24 protein-coding genes are annotated in these 20,638 nt (G+C 47.0%); 7 read left to right on the top strand and 17 right to left on the bottom strand.

Annotated features, from left to right (window positions below; genetic code table 11):
- Positions 1 to 397: 397 nt before the first annotated feature.
- From QT397_25225 to serA, 8 genes are all read right to left on the bottom strand, one after another.
- Positions 398 to 838: a DUF6326 family protein gene (locus QT397_25225; GenBank protein WNZ56104.1), complete on the bottom strand. Its 441-nt coding sequence runs from the start codon at positions 836 to 838 to the stop codon at positions 398 to 400.
- A complete protein-coding gene (locus QT397_25220) occupies positions 835 to 1,566 on the bottom strand; it encodes a DUF4386 domain-containing protein (protein WNZ56103.1) in 732 nt (243 codons plus the stop codon). Before QT397_25220 ends, QT397_25225 begins: the two co-directional genes overlap by 4 nt.
- A gap of 625 nt (positions 1,567 to 2,191) precedes the next feature.
- Positions 2,192 to 3,178, bottom strand: a complete 987-nt coding sequence (locus tag QT397_25215; protein WNZ56102.1) for an MBL fold metallo-hydrolase — start codon at positions 3,176 to 3,178, stop codon at positions 2,192 to 2,194.
- Positions 3,179 to 3,325: 147 nt separating this feature from the next.
- On the bottom strand, positions 3,326 to 3,775 hold the full coding sequence (locus QT397_25210) for a cupin domain-containing protein (protein ID WNZ56101.1): 450 nt from the start codon (positions 3,773 to 3,775) through the stop codon (positions 3,326 to 3,328).
- Between the two features lie 138 nt (positions 3,776 to 3,913).
- The gene (locus QT397_25205; protein WNZ56100.1) at positions 3,914 to 4,696 is read right to left on the bottom strand and encodes a LytTR family DNA-binding domain-containing protein; all 783 of its coding nucleotides are present in this window, start codon (positions 4,694 to 4,696) and stop codon (positions 3,914 to 3,916) included.
- The gene (locus tag QT397_25200; GenBank protein WNZ56099.1) at positions 4,693 to 5,769 is read right to left on the bottom strand and encodes a histidine kinase; all 1,077 of its coding nucleotides are present in this window, start codon (positions 5,767 to 5,769) and stop codon (positions 4,693 to 4,695) included. The genes QT397_25205 and QT397_25200 overlap by 4 nt, the downstream gene beginning before the upstream one ends.
- 51 nt (positions 5,770 to 5,820) lie before the next feature.
- Positions 5,821 to 6,729 carry an EamA family transporter RarD gene (gene rarD / locus QT397_25195; protein WNZ56098.1) on the bottom strand — a complete coding sequence of 303 codons (909 nt, stop codon included), beginning with the start codon at positions 6,727 to 6,729 and terminating at the stop codon, positions 5,821 to 5,823.
- A 199-nt stretch (positions 6,730 to 6,928) separates the two neighbouring features.
- Entirely contained in the window at positions 6,929 to 8,176 is a 1,248-nt protein-coding gene (serA, locus tag QT397_25190) for a phosphoglycerate dehydrogenase (protein WNZ56097.1), read from the bottom strand.
- Positions 8,177 to 8,326: 150 nt separating this feature from the next.
- On the opposite strand from serA, the gene QT397_25185 reads away from it, so the two are divergent.
- From QT397_25185 to QT397_25155, 7 genes are all read left to right on the top strand, one after another.
- Positions 8,327 to 8,989: a fumarylacetoacetate hydrolase family protein gene (locus tag QT397_25185; protein WNZ56096.1), complete on the top strand. Its 663-nt coding sequence runs from the start codon at positions 8,327 to 8,329 to the stop codon at positions 8,987 to 8,989.
- An 86-nt stretch (positions 8,990 to 9,075) separates the two neighbouring features.
- Entirely contained in the window at positions 9,076 to 10,584 is a 1,509-nt protein-coding gene (locus QT397_25180) for an aldehyde dehydrogenase (protein WNZ56095.1), read from the top strand.
- A 269-nt stretch (positions 10,585 to 10,853) separates the two neighbouring features.
- Positions 10,854 to 11,252: a hypothetical protein gene (locus QT397_25175; protein ID WNZ56094.1), complete on the top strand. Its 399-nt coding sequence runs from the start codon at positions 10,854 to 10,856 to the stop codon at positions 11,250 to 11,252.
- 96 nt (positions 11,253 to 11,348) lie between these two features.
- A complete protein-coding gene (locus tag QT397_25170; GenBank protein ID WNZ56093.1) occupies positions 11,349 to 11,660 on the top strand; it encodes a DUF2007 domain-containing protein in 312 nt (103 codons plus the stop codon).
- Positions 11,602 to 12,093, top strand: coding sequence for a VOC family protein (locus QT397_25165; GenBank protein ID WNZ56092.1), 492 nt, complete (start codon positions 11,602 to 11,604; stop codon positions 12,091 to 12,093). Before QT397_25170 ends, QT397_25165 begins: the two co-directional genes overlap by 59 nt.
- Positions 12,094 to 12,234: 141 nt before the next feature.
- Entirely contained in the window at positions 12,235 to 12,621 is a 387-nt protein-coding gene (locus QT397_25160; GenBank protein ID WNZ56091.1) for an STAS/SEC14 domain-containing protein, read from the top strand.
- An 89-nt stretch (positions 12,622 to 12,710) separates the two neighbouring features.
- Entirely contained in the window at positions 12,711 to 13,469 is a 759-nt protein-coding gene (locus QT397_25155; GenBank protein ID WNZ56090.1) for a TerC family protein, read from the top strand.
- Positions 13,470 to 13,531: 62 nt separating this feature from the next.
- Here QT397_25155 and QT397_25150 read toward each other — a convergent pair whose 3' ends face one another.
- The 9 genes from QT397_25150 to QT397_25110 form a co-directional block, all read right to left on the bottom strand.
- On the bottom strand, positions 13,532 to 13,984 hold the full coding sequence (locus QT397_25150; protein WNZ56089.1) for a phosphate-starvation-inducible PsiE family protein: 453 nt from the start codon (positions 13,982 to 13,984) through the stop codon (positions 13,532 to 13,534).
- A gap of 55 nt (positions 13,985 to 14,039) precedes the next feature.
- A complete protein-coding gene (locus QT397_25145) occupies positions 14,040 to 14,636 on the bottom strand; it encodes a lipase (protein WNZ56088.1) in 597 nt (198 codons plus the stop codon).
- Positions 14,637 to 14,849: 213 nt separating this feature from the next.
- Entirely contained in the window at positions 14,850 to 15,779 is a 930-nt protein-coding gene (locus QT397_25140) for an alpha/beta hydrolase-fold protein (protein ID WNZ56087.1), read from the bottom strand.
- Positions 15,780 to 15,879: 100 nt separating this feature from the next.
- Positions 15,880 to 16,698 (bottom strand): DUF5694 domain-containing protein, encoded by an 819-nt coding sequence (locus QT397_25135; protein WNZ56086.1) that lies wholly within the window; start codon positions 16,696 to 16,698, stop codon positions 15,880 to 15,882.
- A gap of 261 nt (positions 16,699 to 16,959) precedes the next feature.
- A complete protein-coding gene (locus QT397_25130) occupies positions 16,960 to 17,421 on the bottom strand; it encodes a YccF domain-containing protein (GenBank protein WNZ56085.1) in 462 nt (153 codons plus the stop codon).
- A gap of 214 nt (positions 17,422 to 17,635) precedes the next feature.
- Positions 17,636 to 18,160, bottom strand: coding sequence for a nuclear transport factor 2 family protein (locus tag QT397_25125; protein WNZ56084.1), 525 nt, complete (start codon positions 18,158 to 18,160; stop codon positions 17,636 to 17,638).
- 559 nt (positions 18,161 to 18,719) lie between these two features.
- The gene (locus tag QT397_25120) at positions 18,720 to 18,950 is read right to left on the bottom strand and encodes a hexameric tyrosine-coordinated heme protein (GenBank protein ID WNZ56083.1); all 231 of its coding nucleotides are present in this window, start codon (positions 18,948 to 18,950) and stop codon (positions 18,720 to 18,722) included.
- A gap of 88 nt (positions 18,951 to 19,038) precedes the next feature.
- A complete protein-coding gene (locus QT397_25115) occupies positions 19,039 to 19,416 on the bottom strand; it encodes a PH domain-containing protein (GenBank protein ID WNZ56082.1) in 378 nt (125 codons plus the stop codon).
- 231 nt (positions 19,417 to 19,647) lie between these two features.
- A complete protein-coding gene (locus QT397_25110) occupies positions 19,648 to 20,574 on the bottom strand; it encodes a LysR family transcriptional regulator (GenBank protein ID WNZ56081.1) in 927 nt (308 codons plus the stop codon).
- Positions 20,575 to 20,638: the final 64 nt, after the last annotated feature.

Below are 20,638 nucleotides of genomic sequence, written 5' to 3'. Positions count from 1 at the left end.
CGAATCTACTTAGGGAGCCTCTGAATAACTCCGTGATACCTCTGGCATACAGAGCGGTTCACAATCAAGGCGCGGCTTCGCAGGAATGTCTAGACCTTTCAAGAAGTCGCAACGCTGAGTGTGAGTCGCTCTGTAAGCCCCGAAGGGCGGGCCTTGAAGGCCACAGCTGCTGCGTTGCAGCTCTTGCAAAGGACTAGGCCATTCGCGGCTAGCTGCGCCTAACATCTGCAGCCTTCAAGACCCGCAGAGGCATTACGGAGTTATTTAGAGGCTCCTTAGTTAGAAGAAATGAACACTCTGTAAATTTCCCCGATAAGGTCGAAGACGCCATCCATGCCTTATGCGGCGGTGCCCAAGTACAATATGTTCTTTCCTTCTCCTTTGGTCAAAAACTCTATTAATACTCCTCATGAGGCCAGCGCCAAGCCAGCCAAATAATAGCTAATTTGAGAATAATCTCGATAAATCCCAGATAGAAGTAGAAATACCAGGTGGACATTAAAAATGTTACAAATAAGAAAATAATGAAAGCTGAGGATGTAATAATATTTATCCAGCGAGAGATAGATGGTTTAAGTAATAAAGTAAGGGCAACCATAATACAGGGGAGTGACACAATGATTGATACAGTAAGTAGTGACTCTTGTGTGACCGCTCCAAATGGCCCGAACCCCTCAATTATTCTATCTATTTTTCCTGTCCTAAATAGCCCAAAGAAATCCCCATAGATGTAAAGTAGTACTACTGAAGCCCATAGCCCGGCTATTTTAATCTTAACATCTATATGACTGTCAGTGAGCTTGGTCGATGTGCTCTTTAAGTTGTCTTTATCGTTCATGACATTCCCTCGATCTTACTGGTAGATAACTTTTGATTTGATTCGGTAATAGTTGGTGGAGTTCTAATGCCCATAATTAGTAACCATAGACAGGTTCCGATCTCCCCTAGAGAGGCGGGTACTCTAATAAAAGCGGGGATTTGATATTCAGGGAAAAGTAAATTTGCGCAGAACCTTACTAAATAGCTAAGGCATCCTGCCATTAACAGTATGCCCAGTATTTTTGGTAGTAAGTTTGATTTGTAGACCAGGTATCCGAAAGGAAGTAACCATAATCCCCAGAGAGCATGGATTATTTGGATTCCGTTACTATACGATTTTAATAACAATAATACCTGGGTATAAATTTGTTCTTTTTCAAAAGCTAGGAGATATTCTGCTCCGCTAAGAAGTGTGAGAGCATCAACTTTGTTAACTATATTGAGTAGAGTAAATGGAATACTGGTGAGAGCAAAAATAACCATTAACAACGCACATCCTCTATTTACAGGTGCAAGTGTGCGATATAAAGCTAGTGGCAGTATTGAAAATAGTATATAGAGAAGTATCCCGCCTAAAATTCCTAATCTATATAGAAATTCATATTCCAGGATGTTTTGCGCTGTTAATGATGCATTTTCCCACGCTGTGGGAATTTTAGAAGGCACATATACTAAAGAAAATATTCCCAACAATATAGTAAGTAAATAAATAAGCCCAGAAAGTCTGGCATATTCTTTTTGAGTCATTTTATATCCTTGTAAAATCAAATTGACAGATAGAGAGCCAATAGTCGGTTAGGTCCTAGTCGCGGTACCCATATAAAGGGGACTGCGATGAAATTCCAACCACGGTAATCAGCTGGAATTTCATAAGAAGAATATGGTCAGCAAAGACGTACTTATGGTGTTGTTCCGTTGTGAATAGAGGTAAAGATTCTGTATCGCTAACGGTACTGAGACTATTGGGTGTGCGGTACTAGCTATTGACGCCATGGTGGTCTCTTTAGAGTCACTGTATGCAAAGAAACCTATTGGAATATTGAGTTGTGCGCTACCCAGCTAGGCATAGGCTGCGGAAAGCGTGGTTTGAAGTGCGGAATAGTGAGATAAGTGATTTGGGATGGTATGGCCATCCAGAAGCTTTGTGAGTCGCCAACCGTATGCGGCTCACACTGTTTAGCCTGCTGTTAATCGGGTTGTTGACTGGCTTTCTTGGATTCGGAGGGACTCGGTGTGGAGGCTGGCTTCTTGCGGGGTTTATCACTTTTCTCCGAAGTCTGTTTTGCACTTGTGGGAACTTTGTTAGTAGGGTATTCAACCTTACAGGTACCCTGTCCATTGTCCGATAGCACAATTTCATCCAGGTCATCCATTACCCGAATTGGGCCCGAATAGAATTTACGCATTCCCTTAATAAAGCCGATCTTGTCAGCTTCAGTAACGGGGGTGGTATTAGGTGTGTTAAGGCAACCGATTTTACTCCCGCTTTGGTTGCCATCTTGGCAATGTCCAGAGTATTGGAATGGTAGTGGATAATTTGATTTGCCTTCTCATATCGCAAACGAGCGCGACGGTTATCCCCGGTTTGCTTCAGCTTGCTGATGTATTGGGCATAGCTGAGAGCCTCAGAAATCAGTAGATCGGCATCCCGTTCAATTGGCTCTAGCGCATCGAAAACATGGGTATCACCAGTAATGATGACTTTACAGGGGCCAAAACGTATCTCGTAACCAAATGCGGGAAAAACCGGTTCGTGATGTACGGCAAACACAGAGACATAAGTATCCCTGTGGTGCCACACATCTTGTACGACCTCGCTTTGATCCCCGGCAATATTCACTAGGTGGGGAGTGGCGACCGCTAGGACTGGATCGAGAATTCCCTGCCTATTTGCCGATCGAAAAAGGATGTCCGGCCCAAAACTCTTGTTAATTCCATCCAAAATGCGATGGATGCCGTAGGGTCCGTAGACATTAATAGGCGAGTCGGCACCAACAAACCAGGACTCGTTGATCACCATGGCCAAACCACCAAAGTGATCCGAGTGCCAGTGGGTAATAAAAATGGGGTCCAGCTGGGCGAGATTAAGGCCGAGCTGGCCAATTCTTGCTGTAGCTCCTTCGCCGGCATCGACGAGGAATAGTTTCCCACTGCTGCGAATAGCAACGCAGGCGGGATGGCGCAAGTATTGATAGCCCGGATCTGGCGTGCCAGTTCCACAAAAGTAGATGTGCATTTTGCCATCATCTTCCACATAAGGTGGGTAACGCTTCAGAGATTCAGGCTGCTCGGCCAGGCTTGAAATCGCGAAAAACACCCCGAGGGCAAGAGTGGCAAATATATCAACGATCAGTCGCATGGTTTTATAGATTCCAGTCGGTGCGGAAAATACATACCAAGGATATGCAGACATTTTTAAACGTACAAAAAAATGATTAACAATTTTGGTCAAGTATGTAGATGACGTGGACTCATGCCTTGTAAAGGATCAGGATTTAGGCTGCTATTAACTTAGTTTGTCATCAGGATTTTTATAGATGGTGGTTGGCTGTCCTTCCAGGCCGGAGTAAAAGAGAATAATAGTTACCGGAGTATCACCATCATTGCGCCCATAATGCCATTTGTCGGTAACTTCGATAAATGCCTTACCTGCCCCCAGAGTAAGCGTTTCCTTCTGTCCTGGGAGTACAATGGTTAAAGTGCCCTCTGCTACATAGACACCATTTAGCACTGGATGCTTGTGTACGGGCATCTGTTCGCCCACCGGGATAGTAACGCTAACAATCGTTAATTCCGGTTGCCCCGGTTTCATTTTTGGTAGGGAATGTCCTTCCCAGTCCTTTGTAGAGGAAACTAGAGTTTCAAACTTTACGTCGTTGGTTTTGTCCTGGCCAAATATATTTTCCGAGATAAATGCAAGTGTCAGAATAGCAAGGAAAAGCAGGTGGCGGCTCATTGAACTTTCCGGCAATCTTATGGAGATTTATGTAATTCTCGTTCAAGAATTAATGCTGTCCAATAAATTCGGGATAATCTCTACGGACCTACGTCGGAGAAAAAATTGGCTTTTAAATGCCCCCTACTAAAAAACTGATTACATTTGGCGGAATAGATGCAAGTAACGCCGGCTTACGGGGAGTATTTCTTCCCTATTTAGCAGGGTAATTTGAGCGGTATCTCCGTCCCTTATTACATGGCGAACGGCCTTTAAATTGACGACAACAGAGCGATGAACCTGGGCAAAGAGTTCGGGGTCAAGTTGGTGGGTTAGATCCTTTAATGGCGTGCGAATACAGGCTTCGAGATTGTTATTGCCGGATTCGCTCCAGGCGACCAGGGTATACTTCTCATCTGAACGTAAATAGTGCACATCTTCTACCGGTATCATCCGCAATTGCTGGCCTATGGAAGCGCGAATCCAGCGCAGGTATGGTTTGTCTTCCTTGGATTGAAGCTGTCTCGCTAATTGCTCGAGTAACTCCTGTTGATGATTGACGGGTTTGCAACTGCTGAGCCTTTCCCTAAGCCGCTCGGCGGTATCGGCGAGCCGCTCAATCTCTACCGGTTTTACCAGGTAGTCCAGTGCACCCTGGCTAAAAGCTTCCACGGCGTAGTTGTCGTATGCGGTAACGAAAACTAAATGGGCCCGACGCCCGATACTCTGGGCTGCCTCAATACCGGACTTACCCGGCATATGGATATCCAGAAAACAGATATCGGGCTGCTTTTCTTCAAATAGTTTTACGGCTTCACGACCATTGCGGGCCTCCGCAACAACCTTCAGCTCCGGCCAGACACTTTTGAGTTTGCGGACCAAAGACTGGCGCAGCAGTGGTTCATCGTCAGCTACTAAGGCGGTGGTGGGCGTGGCACTCATATTTGCTCCTCGGCGGGGAATAGCAATTCGGCACAAAGACCTGTGGGCTGTTGGTCGATCAAACGCAAGCCTGCACTATCGCCATAGGTCAGTTGTAGCCGCTCTCTCAAAGTTGCCAACCCTGTCCCGAGACTGTTGGAATTGTCCTGGATGCCGATACCGCTATCGGTGACGGTGGCAATACAGAGGCCCTGTTCCAGCTTTATTTCAATATCAATGCGTCCCCCTTCCTCACTGGGGTCTATGCCATGGCGGACGGCATTTTCAACCAGTGACATCAGAGACATGGGCAGGCAAGACTGACTTCGCACCTCGTCATCAGCGTTGATAGAAAATTCCAGGCGATCCGGCATACGCATTTGCATCAGGCCCAGGTAAGCCTGCACCAGAGTTAGCTCTTGCTCGAGGGTACTTTGCTCCGACTCAAGTTTCGGTACTGCGGCGCGCAGGTAGGCAATCAGGTTGTTCAGTAGTGCGGGTGCCTGAGGGGATGAAGACTCTACCAGCTCTTGTACATTGGCGAGTGTATTAAATAAGAAGTGTGGGGCCACCTGGGATTGCAATAAACGCAGCCGCGCATTGAGCGCCTGGTGCTCCAGGGCACCCCGCTGCCGTTCAAAAAGTTGCGCCTGCTCTCGTACAGCAATATCCCGCTGGCGCAACAGCGCAGACATAGCGAGCCAGGGCCCGAATAACATGCCGGTCACCGCTATCAGGAGAAAACTCCAGTGTCGGCTGTGGTCCTGCCAAAGTGGAAGTGCCCCCGGTTCTGTCAAGGCAGGGGACAGGATCAGCAATGTCAGTGGAATAGAGATTGCCACACCCACCACCTGTATTACCCAGCGAAGTAATCGTTGAGGCAAGTTGCGCGGCCACTGCTCGAATAGGCAAAAAGTAATCAGTGCTGATATGGCAGCTGTGCTGGTTTGAAGTAGGAGCTCTGTATAAGTACCTTTCCAGCCGAAGCTGAGTAGCAGGGTCCAAAGCAGAGTAGCGAGCAAAACAGTCAGCGACCGCTGCCTGCTGGGTAGCAGTCGCACTTGAGCTGGGTTGGCTGTCGGCGAGTAATTCATGATGGCCGCCTTTGGTTAATTTAGGCGGCCATTCTTACACAGGTTTTACCGTTAAAGCGCTGCCTTACCTTGTAGATGCAGCTTTCTCCGCTGTGCCAATGCGTCGACTGAGTAGAGCGCTAGACCCAGCCAAACAAACATAAAGGTGGTGAGCTTTTCTTCGCTGAAAGACTCACCCAATACCTGGGTGGCGACCACCAGCATCAGTGTGGGGCCGATGTATTGCAGGAAACCCAATGTGGATAAGTTGAGCCTGCGCGCGGCGATCGTAAACAGCAGCAGGGGAACCAGGGTAATGGGGCCGGCAAAGAGCAGTAAGCTGTTTAACTCCAGGCTGTTGTTCAGCAAGTTGCTGGTGGGGCTGTCGCTCCAAAACAGGTAGATCACGGCCACTGGCAATATAAAGAGAGTTTCTACCGCGAGGCCGGTAAGGCTTTCCACAGGGGCCTGCTTGCGGGCCAAACCGTATAGCGCAAAGGAGCAGGCCAGGAACAGGGCAATCATCGGTATGCGACCAAACTGCCAAAGCTCATAGGCAATGCCGGTAGCGGCCAGCGCTACAGCGATCCATTGCAGTCGCCGCAGTTTCTCACCCAGGAACAGGACCCCCAGCAAAATATTGATCAGTGGATTGATGTAGTAACCCAGGCTGCCCTCGAGCAAATGGCCGTTATTGATCGCCCAGATAAACACCAGCCAGTTACCGCCGATCAATACCGTGGTCAGGGCCAGCATCCGCATCTTCTTGCCATCGCGCAGGGTCGCCAGAAAGTCCGGCATTTTGCGTACAATCAGCAGAATACCAATAGCGAGTACCAGCGACCAGATACTGCGGTGGGCAAGGATTTCCGCAGCGGGAATATCCTGTAATTTATTGAAGTACAGTGGCGCCAGCCCCCAAATGAGGAAGGCGGAAATCCCGGCGAGAAGGCCGGTTGAGGCGGAATCATTACTACGCAAGGGAGCACCTGCTGTGGATAACTCTGGCTTTGGTTCAGGGGTGGCACGTGGATGTGGTCACCTGGGCCTGAAGCAAAAGAATAGGTCTGGCCATTGTAGAAGCGGTGGCCGGGGGGATCAATCTTTTTTACCGCGAGGAAGGCTCCGATTGGCGTGTCATTGGCGGGTATTTGTGGGTACCCGCCAACGACCGAAAGGCTTAGAAAAGCACGCGGCAGCGCAGGGTGCCGGGGATACTCTTCAATTTTTCCAGTGCCAGATCAGAATACTCTGCGTCCACATCGATCACTACATAGCCCACTGTCTCATTGGTTTGCAGGAACTGTGCGGAGATATTGATGGCATTTTCTGAGAACACCTGGTTGATGGCGCTCAGTACACCGGGCACATTCTTGTGAATATGCAGCAGGCGGTGGGTATCCAGGTGACCGGGCAGTGCAACTTCCGGGAAGTTCACAGAACTGGTGGTGGTGCCGTTGTCGGAGTAGTGAGCGAGTTTCTCCGATACTTCTGTACCGATATTCTCCTGGGCCTCCACAGTGGAGCCACCTACGTGAGGGGTCAGCAGCGCCTTATCGATTCCGCGTAGGGGAGAGACGAATTCGTCGCTGTTGCCACGGGGCTCAACCGGGAAGACATCGATTGCCGCACCGGCCAGGTGATTGCTCTTCAGTGCTTCTGCCAAGGCATCAATATCTACCACAGTGCCGCGAGAGGCATTGAGGAGAATACTGCCGGGCTTCATCTGCGCGATCTGCTCGGGGCCCATCATCATTTTGGTGGAAGGCAACTCTGGTACATGCAGGGAGACCACATCGGATTCCGCCAACAATTCCGGAAGTGAGTTTACTTGGGTGGCATTGCCCAGCGGCAACTTGGTAATCACATCGTAGAATCTGACTCGCATCCCGATAGCTTCGGCCATAACAGAAACCTGGGAGCCGATAGCGCCGTAGCCGATAATGCCCAAGGTTTTGCCCCGGGCCTCATATGAGCTCACCGCTGACTTCTGCCAGCCGCCGCGATGACACACAGCATTTTTCTCTGGAATACCGCGCAGCATAAAAATAGTTTCGGCAATAATCAGCTCGGCAACGCTGCGAGTATTGGAGTAGGGCGCATTAAATACCGCGATACCCAGTTCCGTCGCCGCCTGTAAATCCACCTGATTGGTGCCGATGCAAAAACAGCCTACGGCTACCAGCTTGGACGCGTGTTCCAACACTTTGCGGGTTAACTGGGTACGCGAGCGAATACCGATAAAGTGCGCATCGGCAATTTTCTCGATCAATTGATCTTCAGGCAGGGAGGTCTTGAGGTACTCCACATTGGTGTAGCCTCGGGAGCTGAGTAAGTCGACGGCGGACTGGTGTACGCCCTCCAGCAACAGGATGCGGATTTTATCTTTTTGCAGGGACTTCTTTTGATCGGAACTGTGCGGAGCCATAAACTATCTCTTCACTGAGTGCGAATAACAGGTGCAAAGTGCTTAGATCACTTCTTCGGGGGTGCCGCAATTTTGGCGAAGGCGCGATCATAGCACATGCAGCCTCCAAGGCTTTATTCGAAATTTCTATCCTAACTATCTTGTTTATCTATGTACCAACATCAATTTACCTGTGGCAGTGAAGTACCGTTTGGTTTGGGGAAGGTTGTCTGTGTGGGGCGCAATTACGCAGACCACGCGGCGGAGTTAAATAATCCGGTGCCAGAAGAACCCCTGCTATTTATCAAGCCGGCAACAGCCGCGGTACCTATGGTAGAAACCATCCATTTACCAGTGGGGCGCGGCAGTTGCCACTTTGAAGGGGAGCTTGCCCTGTTGATTGGTAAACGCTTGAGTAATGCCAACGTGGCAGAAGTCCCCGGGGCAATAGCAGGCTTGGGCCTCTCCCTGGATTTAACTTTGCGTGACCTCCAAGCGAAGCTGAAAAAAGCGGGACATCCTTGGGAAAAGGCCAAGGGGTTCGATAAGTCATGTCCACTTTCTCCCTTTGTGAAACTCGATTGGTTGCCGGACTGGGACAAGCTCAGCTATTCCCTATGGCTGAACGGTGAACTGCGCCAGCGGGGTAAAACCGAAAATATGCTGACACCAATTCTCGATCTGGTGGCCTATGTCAGCAGTTACTTTACGCTCGAACCCGGCGATGTGGTTTTGACGGGCACACCGGCGGGAGTGGGCGAATTACACCACGGCGATAATCTGGCAATGCAGTTGGAAGATGATTGGCTGCGTGTGGAAACGCAGGTGGCCTAATTCGCGACTATGATATGACTCTTTGATTTGTGATCACATTTTCGATATAACCGGGAAAACTATCTCCAAATTAAATGAGGTGTGTCATGTCAGCGAAAAATAATATCCCCCAAAACCTGCAGGAATGGCAGGCTCTGGCGGCCTCACTGAAGATCGAGGGCCGTGCCTTTATCAATGGCAGCTATGCCGATGCCCTCTCCGGTGAAACTCGCGCCACTTTTAATCCCGCAAATGGTGAAGAGCTGGCGCAAATTGCCAGTTGCGGTCCAAATGATGCGGACTTGGTGGTAAAGGTGGCTCGGGAAACCTTTGAGTCTGGCGTCTGGTCGAAAATGCCGCCAATGCAGCGCAAAAAAATTATGGTGCGCTTTGCAGAGTTGATTGAAGAGAACCTGGTGGAAATTGCCCTGCTCGAGAGCCTCGATGCGGGTAAGCCGATTGGCGATACCATGGCCGTGGATGTCCCTGGAGCGGCCACTACGATTCGTTGGAGCGGTGAAGCAATCGACAAGATTTACGATGAAGTGGCCCCGACCGGCCCCGGTGAGCTGGGCTTGGTTACCCGTATGCCTCTGGGGGTGGTGGCTGCCATTGTGCCCTGGAACTTCCCTTTATCCACCACCGCCTGGAAACTGGGGCCGGCCCTGGCCACCGGCAACAGCGTTATCCTGAAGCCCGCGTCTAACACACCGCTGACAGCGATTAAGCTGGCGGGCCTGGCTAAGGAAGCAGGCCTGCCGGATGGCGTGTTAAATGTGCTACCGGGACCGGGAAGTAGCTTGGGCAAGGCCTTGGGTCTGCATATGGATATCGATTGCCTGACCTTTACAGGCTCCACCGAAGTAGGCAAAACCCTGACCGAGTACTCAGGTCAGTCCAACCTCAAGCGTACTTTCCTTGAGCTCGGCGGTAAAAGCCCGAATATTGTATTTGCCGATGCAGATCTGGATAAGGCGGCAGAAGCTGCGGCCCTGGCCATTTTCTACAACCAGGGGGAGACCTGTACCGCCGGATCGCGTCTGCTGGTTGAAAAATCTATTGCCGATGAATTTATTCAAAAGGTGGCTAAAGCGGCAGAGTGCTTTAAGCCCGGGCATCCGCAAAACCCAATTACCCGTATGGGTGCCCTGATCGATCGCAGCCAGTTTGATACGGTTGAATTTTACGTGGCCAAGGGCCTGGAGCAGGGTGCCCAATTGGTTTGCGGCGGCAAACCGGTAGATGAAGTAGCAGGCGGTTACTACTATGAGCCAACGGTATTTCGCGGTGTCACCGGTGACATGACGATCGCCCGTGAAGAAATCTTTGGCCCGGTACTGTCTGTTATCGAGTTCGAGACAGAGGAAGAAGCACTCGCCATTGCCAACGACTCAATCTACGGCCTGGCGGCGGGTATCTGGACCAATAACCTGGGGCGTGCCCACCGTATGGCCCGGGATATATACGCCGGCTCTGTTTGGGTAAATAACTATTTTGGCGGTGATATCACTGTACCATTTGGCGGTTTTAAGCAGTCTGGAAATGGCCGCGATAAGTCGCTACATGCGCTGGATAAGTACTGTGAACTCAAGTCCACCTGGATTGATTTGAGTTAGCTTCTCAGATTTGAGGGCCGGACTCCCGGTCCTCATGCATTTTTCCCACTCACGCCGGAATTACCACTAGACATACAGGGCTCCGGTGTAGTCAGTGTTTATCTCCCTCTACCTCCATACCAGCTGCCGGATCGACGCGCAGTGGATTTTCTGGCGTGAATTATCTAGTCAGCTATACCTAACTTATTGCCCTGAGAAAAGTTTGGGGCGACATTTTCAGGATATGAGTATTCCAGTTCACGAGTTTTATAGCGTGTAGGGGTGCTGATTTGAACAAAACTACCGTTCTATTTGTGGCTTTAAGTGCCATTGGTGCGACCTATGCCCATGCTGAAAAAGCGCCAATTTTTGGCGAAATAGCAGGGCTTGTTAGCGCAGAAAAAATTTATACCGGTATGTCTCACAATAACAATCTCAAGCAGAGGCAAAGAGAGTGGATCAGGCTATTTGTCAATCGTGGTGATCAAGTCAGAAAAGGTCAGAAAATTGCTGAGCACCGCAATAGAAAAGGAAAAGTTGTCCTTGAATATATTGCCAATCGCTCAGGCAGAATTCTATTGAACAGCCGTTCAGCAGTTGACTCCGTAGAGTCTATTCTGGAGATCATTACGGTTGGAGAAGAGAAATACTGTGAATATGAAAACTGTGGTTTGATCGGTGTGCGCTGAGAATTTTCAGGAATTGCCGGCTTGGCAGAAGCAGGGTTTGTTTGCAGATTTATAGCTGTGTAATCTGGGGATTCCTGATATTTGTGCGGCCCAATTATGAAACTTATTTATACCCATGAAAACCGTTTGCTGGTTGAGTTGGCAAAGAGTCGACTTGAAGTTGCGGGAATAAAAACACAATTAAAAAACGAATATGCCCAGGGGGCTACTGGTGAATTAGCCCCTAACCAGGTTTGGCCAGAATTATGGTTAGAGCGTGACCGCGATTTGGATCGAGCCCGACAGGTCCTGGCTGAGGCTGAGGTGGATTCGAATAGCTGGTTCTGCCAGGCATGTGGGGAAGATAACGGTGCAGCTTTTGATTACTGCTGGCAATGTGGAGAACCCAAGTCAGCAGGAGCTGACTAAAGCGGAGTTTTGTGGGTCGCATATCACAATGCAAGTACTTCTCAACATTGATGTCGATGACTTAAACCGGGCGATCAATTTTTATCGAGATGCATTTGGCCTCTACGAAGGTCGCCGCCTGGGAACGGATATGATTGAGATGCTCGGTGGCACTGTGCCTATATTTCTACAGCAAAGGGATTCGGGGATCTGGCCGATAAACAGTAAAAAAAATATAGGTAGCTATGATCGGCACTGGACGCCAGTAAATATGGATATTGTTGTAGAGGATTTGCTTCTGGCAATAGAGCAGGTGGTCGATGCTGGTGGACAGATACAGGGTGGAATTCAGCAAAAAGAATGGGGAGTTAAGGCTTCATTAACTGACCCCTTTGGAAATGAGTTCTGTCTGGTGCAGTTTGATGGCGGCGGTTCTGATACTATCAGCTTGTAAGAGAGTAGCCATTCAAATACTTAAATCTATCGCTTTTCAATTAATATGTTCTTGTTATCTTAACTCATAGATTTATGGCTTTTTCGATGACTAAAGTATGGATTATGTAGTGATAATTCGTAAAAGATTTACAGGTGTCTTATGACTGTTACGTCCCATGGTGTGTCTATCGGTTTGGAACAGAAATCCGATTATATTTTCCTTACTGTGAAGGCCCGTGGTAAGTTGACCCATGATGATTACGAAACCATGGTGCCAATGTTGACCGCAGCAATAGAAAAAGTTGAGCACCCAAAGATAAACGTATTTATGGATGCTCGAGAATTGGAGGGGTGGGAGCCTCGGGCGGCTTGGGATGATTTTAAATTGGGTATTGAATACGGCCGGGAGTTTAACCGGGTTGCCGTACTTTCAGATAAACGCTGGCTAAAAGTCGCCGGAAAAGTAGGTGGCTGGTTTATTGGTGGTGAATATCGAACATTTGAATCAGAAACTGAGGCGAAAGCTTGGCTGGAGGAAGATACCTAGATTTTGAAGTGATAAAGCCAGAATAGAAAAATAAAGTATTTGTCCATTAAAGGCTTATTAAATAATAAATTATATAAGGATTAGACCGTATGTTTGAATGGATAGCCAGCCCTGAGGCCTGGATAGCATTGGCCACGTTGGCGGCGCTGGAGATAGTGCTGGGCATCGATAATATTATCTTTATCTCCATTTTGGTTGGACGGTTGCCTCCAAAACAGAGAGAGCCCGCGCGCTTTATTGGTCTTACCCTGGCAATGGTGACCCGGTTGGCTCTGCTTTTCTCTATTGTATGGATTATGGGCTTGGTCGAGCCACTATTTAGCATCTATGGCATGGAAATTTCAGGTCGCGATATTATTTTGGTTGGCGGAGGGCTGTTCCTAATCGCTAAAGCTACCCATGAAATTCATAATAGTCTCGAGGGCGAGGAGGAGAGTGCATCCTCTCTCGGTAGTGCGGGATTTTGGATGGTGCTACTACAAATTGCACTATTGGATATTGTCTTTTCCTTGGATTCTGTAATTACCGCTGTCGGATTGGTCGACGAGATCTCAATCATGGCAATAGCGATTATTCTGGCGGTAATCGTTATGTTGGTAGCGGCTAAACCAATCGGGGATTTTGTTGATCGTCATCCTACCGTGAAAATGCTGGCACTATCCTTCTTAATTATGGTGGGCTTAACTCTGGTGGTTGAAGGGTTTGATGTCCATGTACCTAAGGGATATATCTACTTTGCCATGGCGTTTTCAATGGCTGTGGAGTTCCTCAATTTGCGTATGCGCAGCAAGAAAGTCCGTAAGACCCCACCGGTAAGGTTACATCACGCTCTACGTGAAGATAGTTAATATAGTGAGAGGGTGGAGGTGTTCCTCCACCTCGGATTACTGTCTGGTTTGCAATAGTACCCTTAGTTACTATTTTTAAGCTTCAATATTAAGTAAGTAAGGCCCAGCGCGAGAGTGGCAGTAGATAACCCCAAAAGTTCGCCAGCATTGACCTTATCCAGATCTAAAATAATAAATTTTCTGGATAAAGCCAAAATAGCAATAAGTACGACAACTTTGGTTTGAATAATACTCTGTTGACGTGTAACTACATATTGAAGTGTATGGCTAAATTCCAGTGCAATCAGTAAAGTAATAATCTCGCCAAATATTGTTTGAAATACTTTGTGGTCCAGAGGGTCCTGCATGCCCACCAGTAACATATTGTATACAGAATATCCCAATCGACTGATCGCGACTATTACGATTACAACAATAATAAAAGTCAAAATTAAGGCAATCAGGCTTTCAAATTTTCGATAGTAGTTGTGAATTGCCTTATCTGTAATCGAAGTTTTTTCTTCTGGGCTGTCCATGCCTTACTTCTCGTTAAACTCATAAAATTAAAGCTAGTTTCTGTCAGTGAGCTTCTTAATCCAATCCTGATTTAATTTCCTGTTTTAGTAATGAAATTACCTTGCTACTTAGCGGCATCATTCGATGTAGTATCACTGGAACTTTGTAGGATGTTCCCAAGCCCAGGATAGCACTACTATGGGGTATAATGGTTATGTCATAGGGTGTCCAGATTGAAGCCGGCTCGGTAACCTCCAATTTTTGAATGCCCAAGTTCAACGCGCGTAAAAAATCACTGCCGATCCGCAATTGTTTCCCACCTTTGTAAGGAAGAAAGTTTGCCCAGTAACTACCATGGTGGGGAGAGGAAATTGATATAAATTTATGCACCCGCTCCAAACCATTAAGGGATTGTAAATAATACCGAGCGATTATCCCTCCCATGCTGAATCCCACCAGGGTACAGGTAGTTTCTTTATCTACGATATGCTCCAATTTTGCGAGAAGCTGGGACGAAAGGTGTTCCATACCATGCCAGCCGGAGTTATAGCGTAGGTGGATATAGTGTACGTCATAATTTTCGGCAGCTAATTCGTGCTGCATTCTAAGTAAGGAGGTTCCTCGATCAAAAATTCCAGGTATTAAAAGAACAGTTCGACTTTTACGTTTCATTCTTGTCGCAGGAGAAGTGATGCGTTAGAAAAAGCTTCAATCGCAATAGTTATTTGTCTGCCAAAAACTATTGGGAGATTGATAGAGAAGTGTAGTTGCAGAACTATTGTTGGATGCCACAAAGTAGCAAAGTAGTCTTAAGGGATAAGTTGGAATGCCGGCAACTATGTCTTTTATTTATATAGACGCCGGCATCTGAAATAGAAAAGTAATTTAAGCGTCTGTTTGAGGGTTTCCAAATAGAAATATTAATATTTCATCGAGTCTAGAATTCCATGATTTCTCATCATGGGCATGACCCTCAAATACTTGGGTTTGCCAATTTGAAGAGGAATACCCTTTCTGGCGCATGATTTTATCCACAGTCCGTTGCAGAGGTGGGTAATAAGCATCCAGGGTTTCTGTACCATGGTCAAAATAAAATCGGTGACTTCCAGGCTTAGGTAAATTTGCCTCTAGATAGTCGCGAATAGCCTCAGCTATCGGTAGTTTGTCGTCGGGGTTAATCCCTGGCCAATGGGTGGATATAGCTGCAGCCGTAGAGAACACTTCGGGGTACTCTGTGACCGCATAGAGTGATATTAATCCCCCCATACTCGCGCCGGCAATAAAGGTGTCGCTGGGATCACCACTCACAGCGTAATGACTATCAATATAGGGTTTAACCTTGGTCACCAAAAATTGTAAGTAAAGATCTCCACGCAATTCGACTTGGTTAAATGGATGTTGGACCTGTGAAGCTTCTTTAGGCAAAAAACTCCGAGCTTTCTGGGGGAAGTAGTCACCGTGGCGAAGTGTCTCAATGTTATCGATAGCGACAACTATGAAGGGACGTACCTTCTTTTCTGCTATTAACCGAGAGGCGACTTCATCCATGCCCCACTCCTGACCATTCCAGGTGGTTATACTGTCGAACAGCATCTGTCCATCGTGTATATAAAGGACGGCATAGGGTTTCTGTGTGGGATATTGATCAGGCAGCCATACACGAATAGGGCGTTCAGCAAGCCCTTCCAGTGTCAGGGAGGGCAGTGTTTCAAGCTTTCCTGCCGATACTTGTATTTCTTTAGGAGCTTCTTCAGCTGTACACGGTGGTATTAGACTGAAAAGAATACCGAATAATAAGATCTTATAAATATCCATAGCGCCCTGCCTTTGGGGTGTAGATAAAGTTCTACTCTATCTATAAAACCAGTGGCAGGGCTCCTCCCCCTAAGGGGCTGACTTTGGTGTTGAGCCTTTTTTAGAAATAACTGCGGACATCCCAGGTTTCACGTTGATCATCCAATTCGAGCATCGGTCTCATTATAGAGCTATGCCCCTGTCCACCGAGAACGAAAACTTTGGTACCCGGTTGGGCGACGGCTTGGATATTGGCATACATACGGAAGTTTCTGGACCACCATTTGGAGGATAGATCGGCACCGATAAAGTTATCACCTTGGCCAACGTCATTGAGCATTATATAGGAGCCTAGGTTTACTTTGTCTTCGGCGGGGTCATTGTGTTTATCAAGAGCTTGCTCCAAGGTTGATGAGGCATACAAGTCATTGAAGCGTTTTCCCCAGGCTTCAAGGTAATCATCTATCAACTTTTTCCTCTCGGGAGAACTCTTCTCCAGATAGGATAAAAGCTCGCCGTAAGGAAGATCCTGATCCGAATCATAGCAATTTACTTTTGATAGGCCCGCCTTCTTGGCTACCCTAAATCCCAGTTGTTCGCTTTCTCCTATATTTAACTTATGCTCACCTTTAATATATTTGGCAAAGCGAAGGTTCATTTTGCTTTCGTCATTGGTGTGACATTCCAGAAGAACATGTGTTGGTGAGTCAGTGGCAATCCGTGAGGATAAGTCTTCCAAATAGTTTTGATTTTCTTCGGTATAAACATTAATAACTTGTGTTTTCACCATATCCTTACCGGGGTTGCTAAAATGAAAACTACCAAAAAGCATAACCTGTGCGGGCTCTGTATTTTTTACTGGATCCGCATAGGCATCCAGGCCAATAAGCCCCAAAGAAAGTATAATTGAGCCAGAGATTTGTCTTGCTATGTTTTTCATTAAATATCCTTATTTTATTATTTAGTTTCTATAGGTTGCCTAATTGCCGTACGAAATGAATAGCTCTGAATTTGATATTAATGGATGGATTCAAAATTGAATACTATAAATTAATCGTATCTACTTATAACAAAATTAATAGAGTGATTTTTCTGATCTGAAAGTTTTTATGGTCGAGTTAATACGATGAGGCTTGAGAGCTCGGGGCTATTTTATTAATAGCCCCAAGTTGGTACGGTATCATTGTTAATGTATGTTTACTTAAGTACCACTTCTTAATCTGGTCACTTCAACATCTGCATTACGCATTTTAGCGGAATGGGCTACTTCCTTGCTGACAATAGTCTTACCTATCGGAGAGAGTGAAATTGCTGCAAGCTTAAGGTGCTGCAAACCAAAAGGTATTCCAATAATGGTAATGAAACAGGCAATAGCATGCAGAAGGTGGCCAATAGCGAGCCAGATGCCAGCCAATAGGAACCAGATAATATTTCCGACTAAACCAAAGCCACTTGTCCCAATATCACCGCGCAGGGTGAGTTCTTCTCGGGAAATTGCCTCCTTGCCGAAGGGGAAAAAAGAAAATTTGCCGATTACAAAGCAGGCTCTTCCCCAGGGAATACCAATAATACTGATAAAGGCAATCAGCGAGCAAAACCACCAGCAGAGTCCCATAAAGACACCACCAAAGATAAACCAGAGGAAATTTCCAAGTGTTCGCATAACTACCCCTACCAATTCGGTAAAATTTATTAGTGAAAACGGTAATCTACTGATGTTACCGTAAATCCTAATCGCTATATCATTTATTTAAATTATAGTAGTTAGACGCAAGTCCTCACCTTTTAGATTCAGTTATGGATACTTTCCTCGGCCTATACATGACCAACTGGTCAGTCTGGGCGTTGGCTTGGATTTTACCCGTTGGGTATGAAGGTTACGGTATCAGCTCATTTGCCGGAGCATTACTATTCAGCAAACGATGACATTGACTACTTCCTGTTACCGGTAGACCTGACTGCAATATACCCAATTGATCCAAGACAGTCGCTTGGTCCCAGTAAATATGCTCAGAACAGATTTTTCTATTGGAGAAGCTAATAATTCCCACATGGGGGACTGATAGCTTCTTCCCTGTTGCTTCGATACCAGGTGCGAACCAATCCATACGAATAGAATGGGTAAAGTGAAGAATAAACTCATCCACTAGGCTGTCTTTGCCCACGGTGCGGGAAAGAAGCTGTAAATTTATATCCGCTGGCATTTGAGGAATAAATATATCCCTATAAAATTTTCGTAAGGGTTCTTTTCCCGTTGCGCCGGTATTAACCGGTACATGAATTAATACGGGATTTTCTGTCATGGTAGCAATTGCGGCGTCGGCATCTTTTAGATCGAATTCGGCCTCGGTATGGGTTTCCCAAAGTTTAATTAAGTACTTTTCATCGTCATTGTATTCCATCTCATACATCTTCCCATTTGAGGCGCAATATTACTGGTCGTTGAGTTAATCTATCTTGTGCCAAAGACGGTATCTCGATGTTTATAAATATCAATAAGGTCGAGAGCGTCAACAGTGAATATGACGATCTTGCAGCTACCTATAGTTATGGCTAATTTTTAGTACAGAATCAGAGTGTTTGTAGCACAAAAAGGCCATAAATTATTGAGGAGGAGATGAAGGGAAATTGTTTGAATGTTTGCAGATTTAGGGAGCCTCTGAATAACTGCGTGATACCTCTGGCTTGCAAAGCGGTTCACAATCAAGACGCGGCTTCGCAGGAATGTCTAGACCTTTCAAGAAGTCGCAACGCGGAGTGTGAATCGCTCTGCGAGCCCCGAAGAGCGGGCCTTGAAGGCTACAGCTGCTGCGTTGCAGCTCTTGCCAAGGGCTACGGCCATTCGCGGCGAGCTGCGCCTAACATCTGCAGCCTTCAAGGCCCGCAGAGGCATTACGGAGTTATTCAGAGGCTACCTCGAATGCGTTACCCGTTCTACAAAGATAATGCATTCTTAACCCTTTAGCCGCGCCAGTAATTATTGGCTGCTGCAACAGTTTGGAAATTAATGGCAACAACCTGTGAGGAGGCGATCAGGCTGTCTGCATTTTCCTCATAGGCGGACCTCAGCTTACCCCGTACTTCATCTGAAGGCTGGGTATACTTAACTCCCATCCTGGATAGTTTCATTGCAAGTTCAAAGCCTTGTTGTGCATTTTCAGTAATTAGGCTTTCTAACCAGATTTGCGACATGGACATCCCTCTCTATTATCGGGTTGATTGATAAAGTTGTGGGAGCTGCTGAGCCCCAGTTATTTTGTGTATTTACTAAGGATTGATATCAGTCCAATATGTATTGGCTGATATATTTGTTGAACTGAATAAGATCGAAAGAACCTCTTATTTCGAACCTTACCTTGCCGATCTCGCTTAAATAAACTTCTATTTCACAGTCCAGATCAAAAGTACCAGCGGTCTCAACAGAAAATGCTTGGATCTTACTGAAAGGTAAAGAGGTGTAATCTACTTTTGAGCCGGTGATACCCTGAACATTGGCGGCAATAATGCGTTTGTTGGTGAAAACTACCTGATCGCGAATAGTTTTAAAACCTGCAAAAATAAATTCCCCCTCGATCAGGAACTTATTAAAGTCATCCCTGGATTCAGAGATATCTATAGGCTTGAGTTTAAATACTGGTGAGTTTTTAAAATCTATCACGGGTTATCCCTGTAATTCTATTGGAGGAGGAGATTACCACTGTGGCGCATTAAGTTACAGATGATTTACTTTTTGGTTGTGTTTTTATGTTTAAATTTATTTAATTATTATGACAATTTCCACAATAAAGGACCGATCATAAGTAGTTGGTAATTTTTAAAATGCTTATCTCTCTATTTACTGGATTCTTGACTCGATTATTTCAGTATCACCAGGGATAAACAGCAGTGGCTATATCTGTCTATTGATTTGCAAGGCTTCCAAAAAAAGCTGCACAGCGGGATGAGTTGTTGCACTTTTTTTGAAGGTGACAGCATTTTGTATTTGGTAGTGAAACTTCTCCGGTAGCAGGGGGAGCAGGGTTCCTTCCCCGACATATCTGCGGGCCAGGTATTCCGGTAGGAAACCCACAAAGCATCCAGAAAGTATCATCGCCAACCTGGCCGCCATATGGTTGGCTGTGGATCGCTTGGGAAACAATCGATACAGGTGCGCCGCACCAGAGAGAACAGTATGACTGGGCGCAGCTAACTCCTGCAGGGTGAGTAGCTCCTCATCAATAGCTGACACCTGGGCACAGGGGTGGCTGTTACTGCAATAGAGAATCGATTGGTGATAAAACAGGGGTTGGTACTCCAGCCCCGGTCGGCGTGAGTGCAGGGGGTTGATACCGATATCGGCGCGGCCTGCGAGGATTTCCAGCTCGAGTTCCTGAGGGGCGGCCAGTTGTACTTCCAGGTGGAGTTGCGGGGCCTTCTCACGCAGTTGGGTGATAGTTCCGGGCAAGTTCAGTTGCGGTATTTCCAATACATCGTCGGGCATTACCAGGCGCAGGGTACCGGTGAGTTGGGATTGGATTGCATTGACCTGGCTTTTGAAGGTATCCAGGTGCCCATCGAGCTCCAAAATAGCCCGATACAAGGCCTCCCCCTCCGGGGTCAGTTTGAAGTCGGCCCTGCCTCGAGAGCGCAAGCACAACTGCATACCCAGCCGTGTCTCCAGGTCGGAGATATGCACACTGATCGTGGAGCGGCTGATATTCAGGGTGACTTCGGCAGGGGTGATGCCTCCGGCGTGCACAACCTCGCGGAAGACGCGCAACAGGCGCAAATCCATATCGCTGAGGCGGCCTCCCAGGGCGTTTTTGGTTTTGCTCATAGCTGCACTTCCTGGGGCGCTGAGATGGTTTCTGGCTGTAGATATAATTAAAGTTTGATAAATA

The sequence above is a fragment of the Microbulbifer sp. MKSA007 genome (assembly GCA_032615215.1).
GTDB lineage: Bacteria > Pseudomonadota > Gammaproteobacteria > Pseudomonadales > Cellvibrionaceae > Microbulbifer.
This window is presented reverse-complemented; position numbering and strand designations above follow the sequence as displayed.

What these genes read in the sequence shown, in the direction of transcription:
- serA (WNZ56097.1), bottom strand. Translation starts at nt 8,176, where the DNA reads ATGGCTCCGCACAGTTCCGATCAAAAGAAGTCCCTGCAAAAAGATAAA.
- QT397_25205 (WNZ56100.1), bottom strand. Translation starts at nt 4,696, where the DNA reads ATGAGTGCCACGCCCACCACCGCCTTAGTAGCTGACGATGAACCACTG.
- QT397_25200 (WNZ56099.1), bottom strand. Translation starts at nt 5,769, where the DNA reads ATGAATTACTCGCCGACAGCCAACCCAGCTCAAGTGCGACTGCTACCC.
- QT397_25130 (WNZ56085.1), bottom strand. Translation starts at nt 17,421, where the DNA reads ATGCGAACACTTGGAAATTTCCTCTGGTTTATCTTTGGTGGTGTCTTT.
- QT397_25135 (WNZ56086.1), bottom strand. Translation starts at nt 16,698, where the DNA reads ATGAAAAACATAGCAAGACAAATCTCTGGCTCAATTATACTTTCTTTG.
- QT397_25155 (WNZ56090.1), top strand. Translation starts at nt 12,711, where the DNA reads ATGTTTGAATGGATAGCCAGCCCTGAGGCCTGGATAGCATTGGCCACG.
- QT397_25160 (WNZ56091.1), top strand. Translation starts at nt 12,235, where the DNA reads ATGACTGTTACGTCCCATGGTGTGTCTATCGGTTTGGAACAGAAATCC.
- QT397_25145 (WNZ56088.1), bottom strand. Translation starts at nt 14,636, where the DNA reads ATGAAACGTAAAAGTCGAACTGTTCTTTTAATACCTGGAATTTTTGAT.
- QT397_25140 (WNZ56087.1), bottom strand. Translation starts at nt 15,779, where the DNA reads ATGGATATTTATAAGATCTTATTATTCGGTATTCTTTTCAGTCTAATA.
- QT397_25110 (WNZ56081.1), bottom strand. Translation starts at nt 20,574, where the DNA reads ATGAGCAAAACCAAAAACGCCCTGGGAGGCCGCCTCAGCGATATGGAT.
- QT397_25180 (WNZ56095.1), top strand. Translation starts at nt 9,076, where the DNA reads ATGTCAGCGAAAAATAATATCCCCCAAAACCTGCAGGAATGGCAGGCT.
- QT397_25170 (WNZ56093.1), top strand. Translation starts at nt 11,349, where the DNA reads ATGAAACTTATTTATACCCATGAAAACCGTTTGCTGGTTGAGTTGGCA.
- QT397_25210 (WNZ56101.1), bottom strand. Translation starts at nt 3,775, where the DNA reads ATGAGCCGCCACCTGCTTTTCCTTGCTATTCTGACACTTGCATTTATC.
- QT397_25225 (WNZ56104.1), bottom strand. Translation starts at nt 838, where the DNA reads ATGAACGATAAAGACAACTTAAAGAGCACATCGACCAAGCTCACTGAC.
- QT397_25215 (WNZ56102.1), bottom strand. Translation starts at nt 3,178, where the DNA reads ATGCGACTGATCGTTGATATATTTGCCACTCTTGCCCTCGGGGTGTTT.
- QT397_25185 (WNZ56096.1), top strand. Translation starts at nt 8,327, where the DNA reads ATGTACCAACATCAATTTACCTGTGGCAGTGAAGTACCGTTTGGTTTG.
- QT397_25120 (WNZ56083.1), bottom strand. Translation starts at nt 18,950, where the DNA reads ATGTCGCAAATCTGGTTAGAAAGCCTAATTACTGAAAATGCACAACAA.
- QT397_25220 (WNZ56103.1), bottom strand. Translation starts at nt 1,566, where the DNA reads ATGACTCAAAAAGAATATGCCAGACTTTCTGGGCTTATTTATTTACTT.
- QT397_25125 (WNZ56084.1), bottom strand. Translation starts at nt 18,160, where the DNA reads ATGGAATACAATGACGATGAAAAGTACTTAATTAAACTTTGGGAAACC.
- QT397_25150 (WNZ56089.1), bottom strand. Translation starts at nt 13,984, where the DNA reads ATGGACAGCCCAGAAGAAAAAACTTCGATTACAGATAAGGCAATTCAC.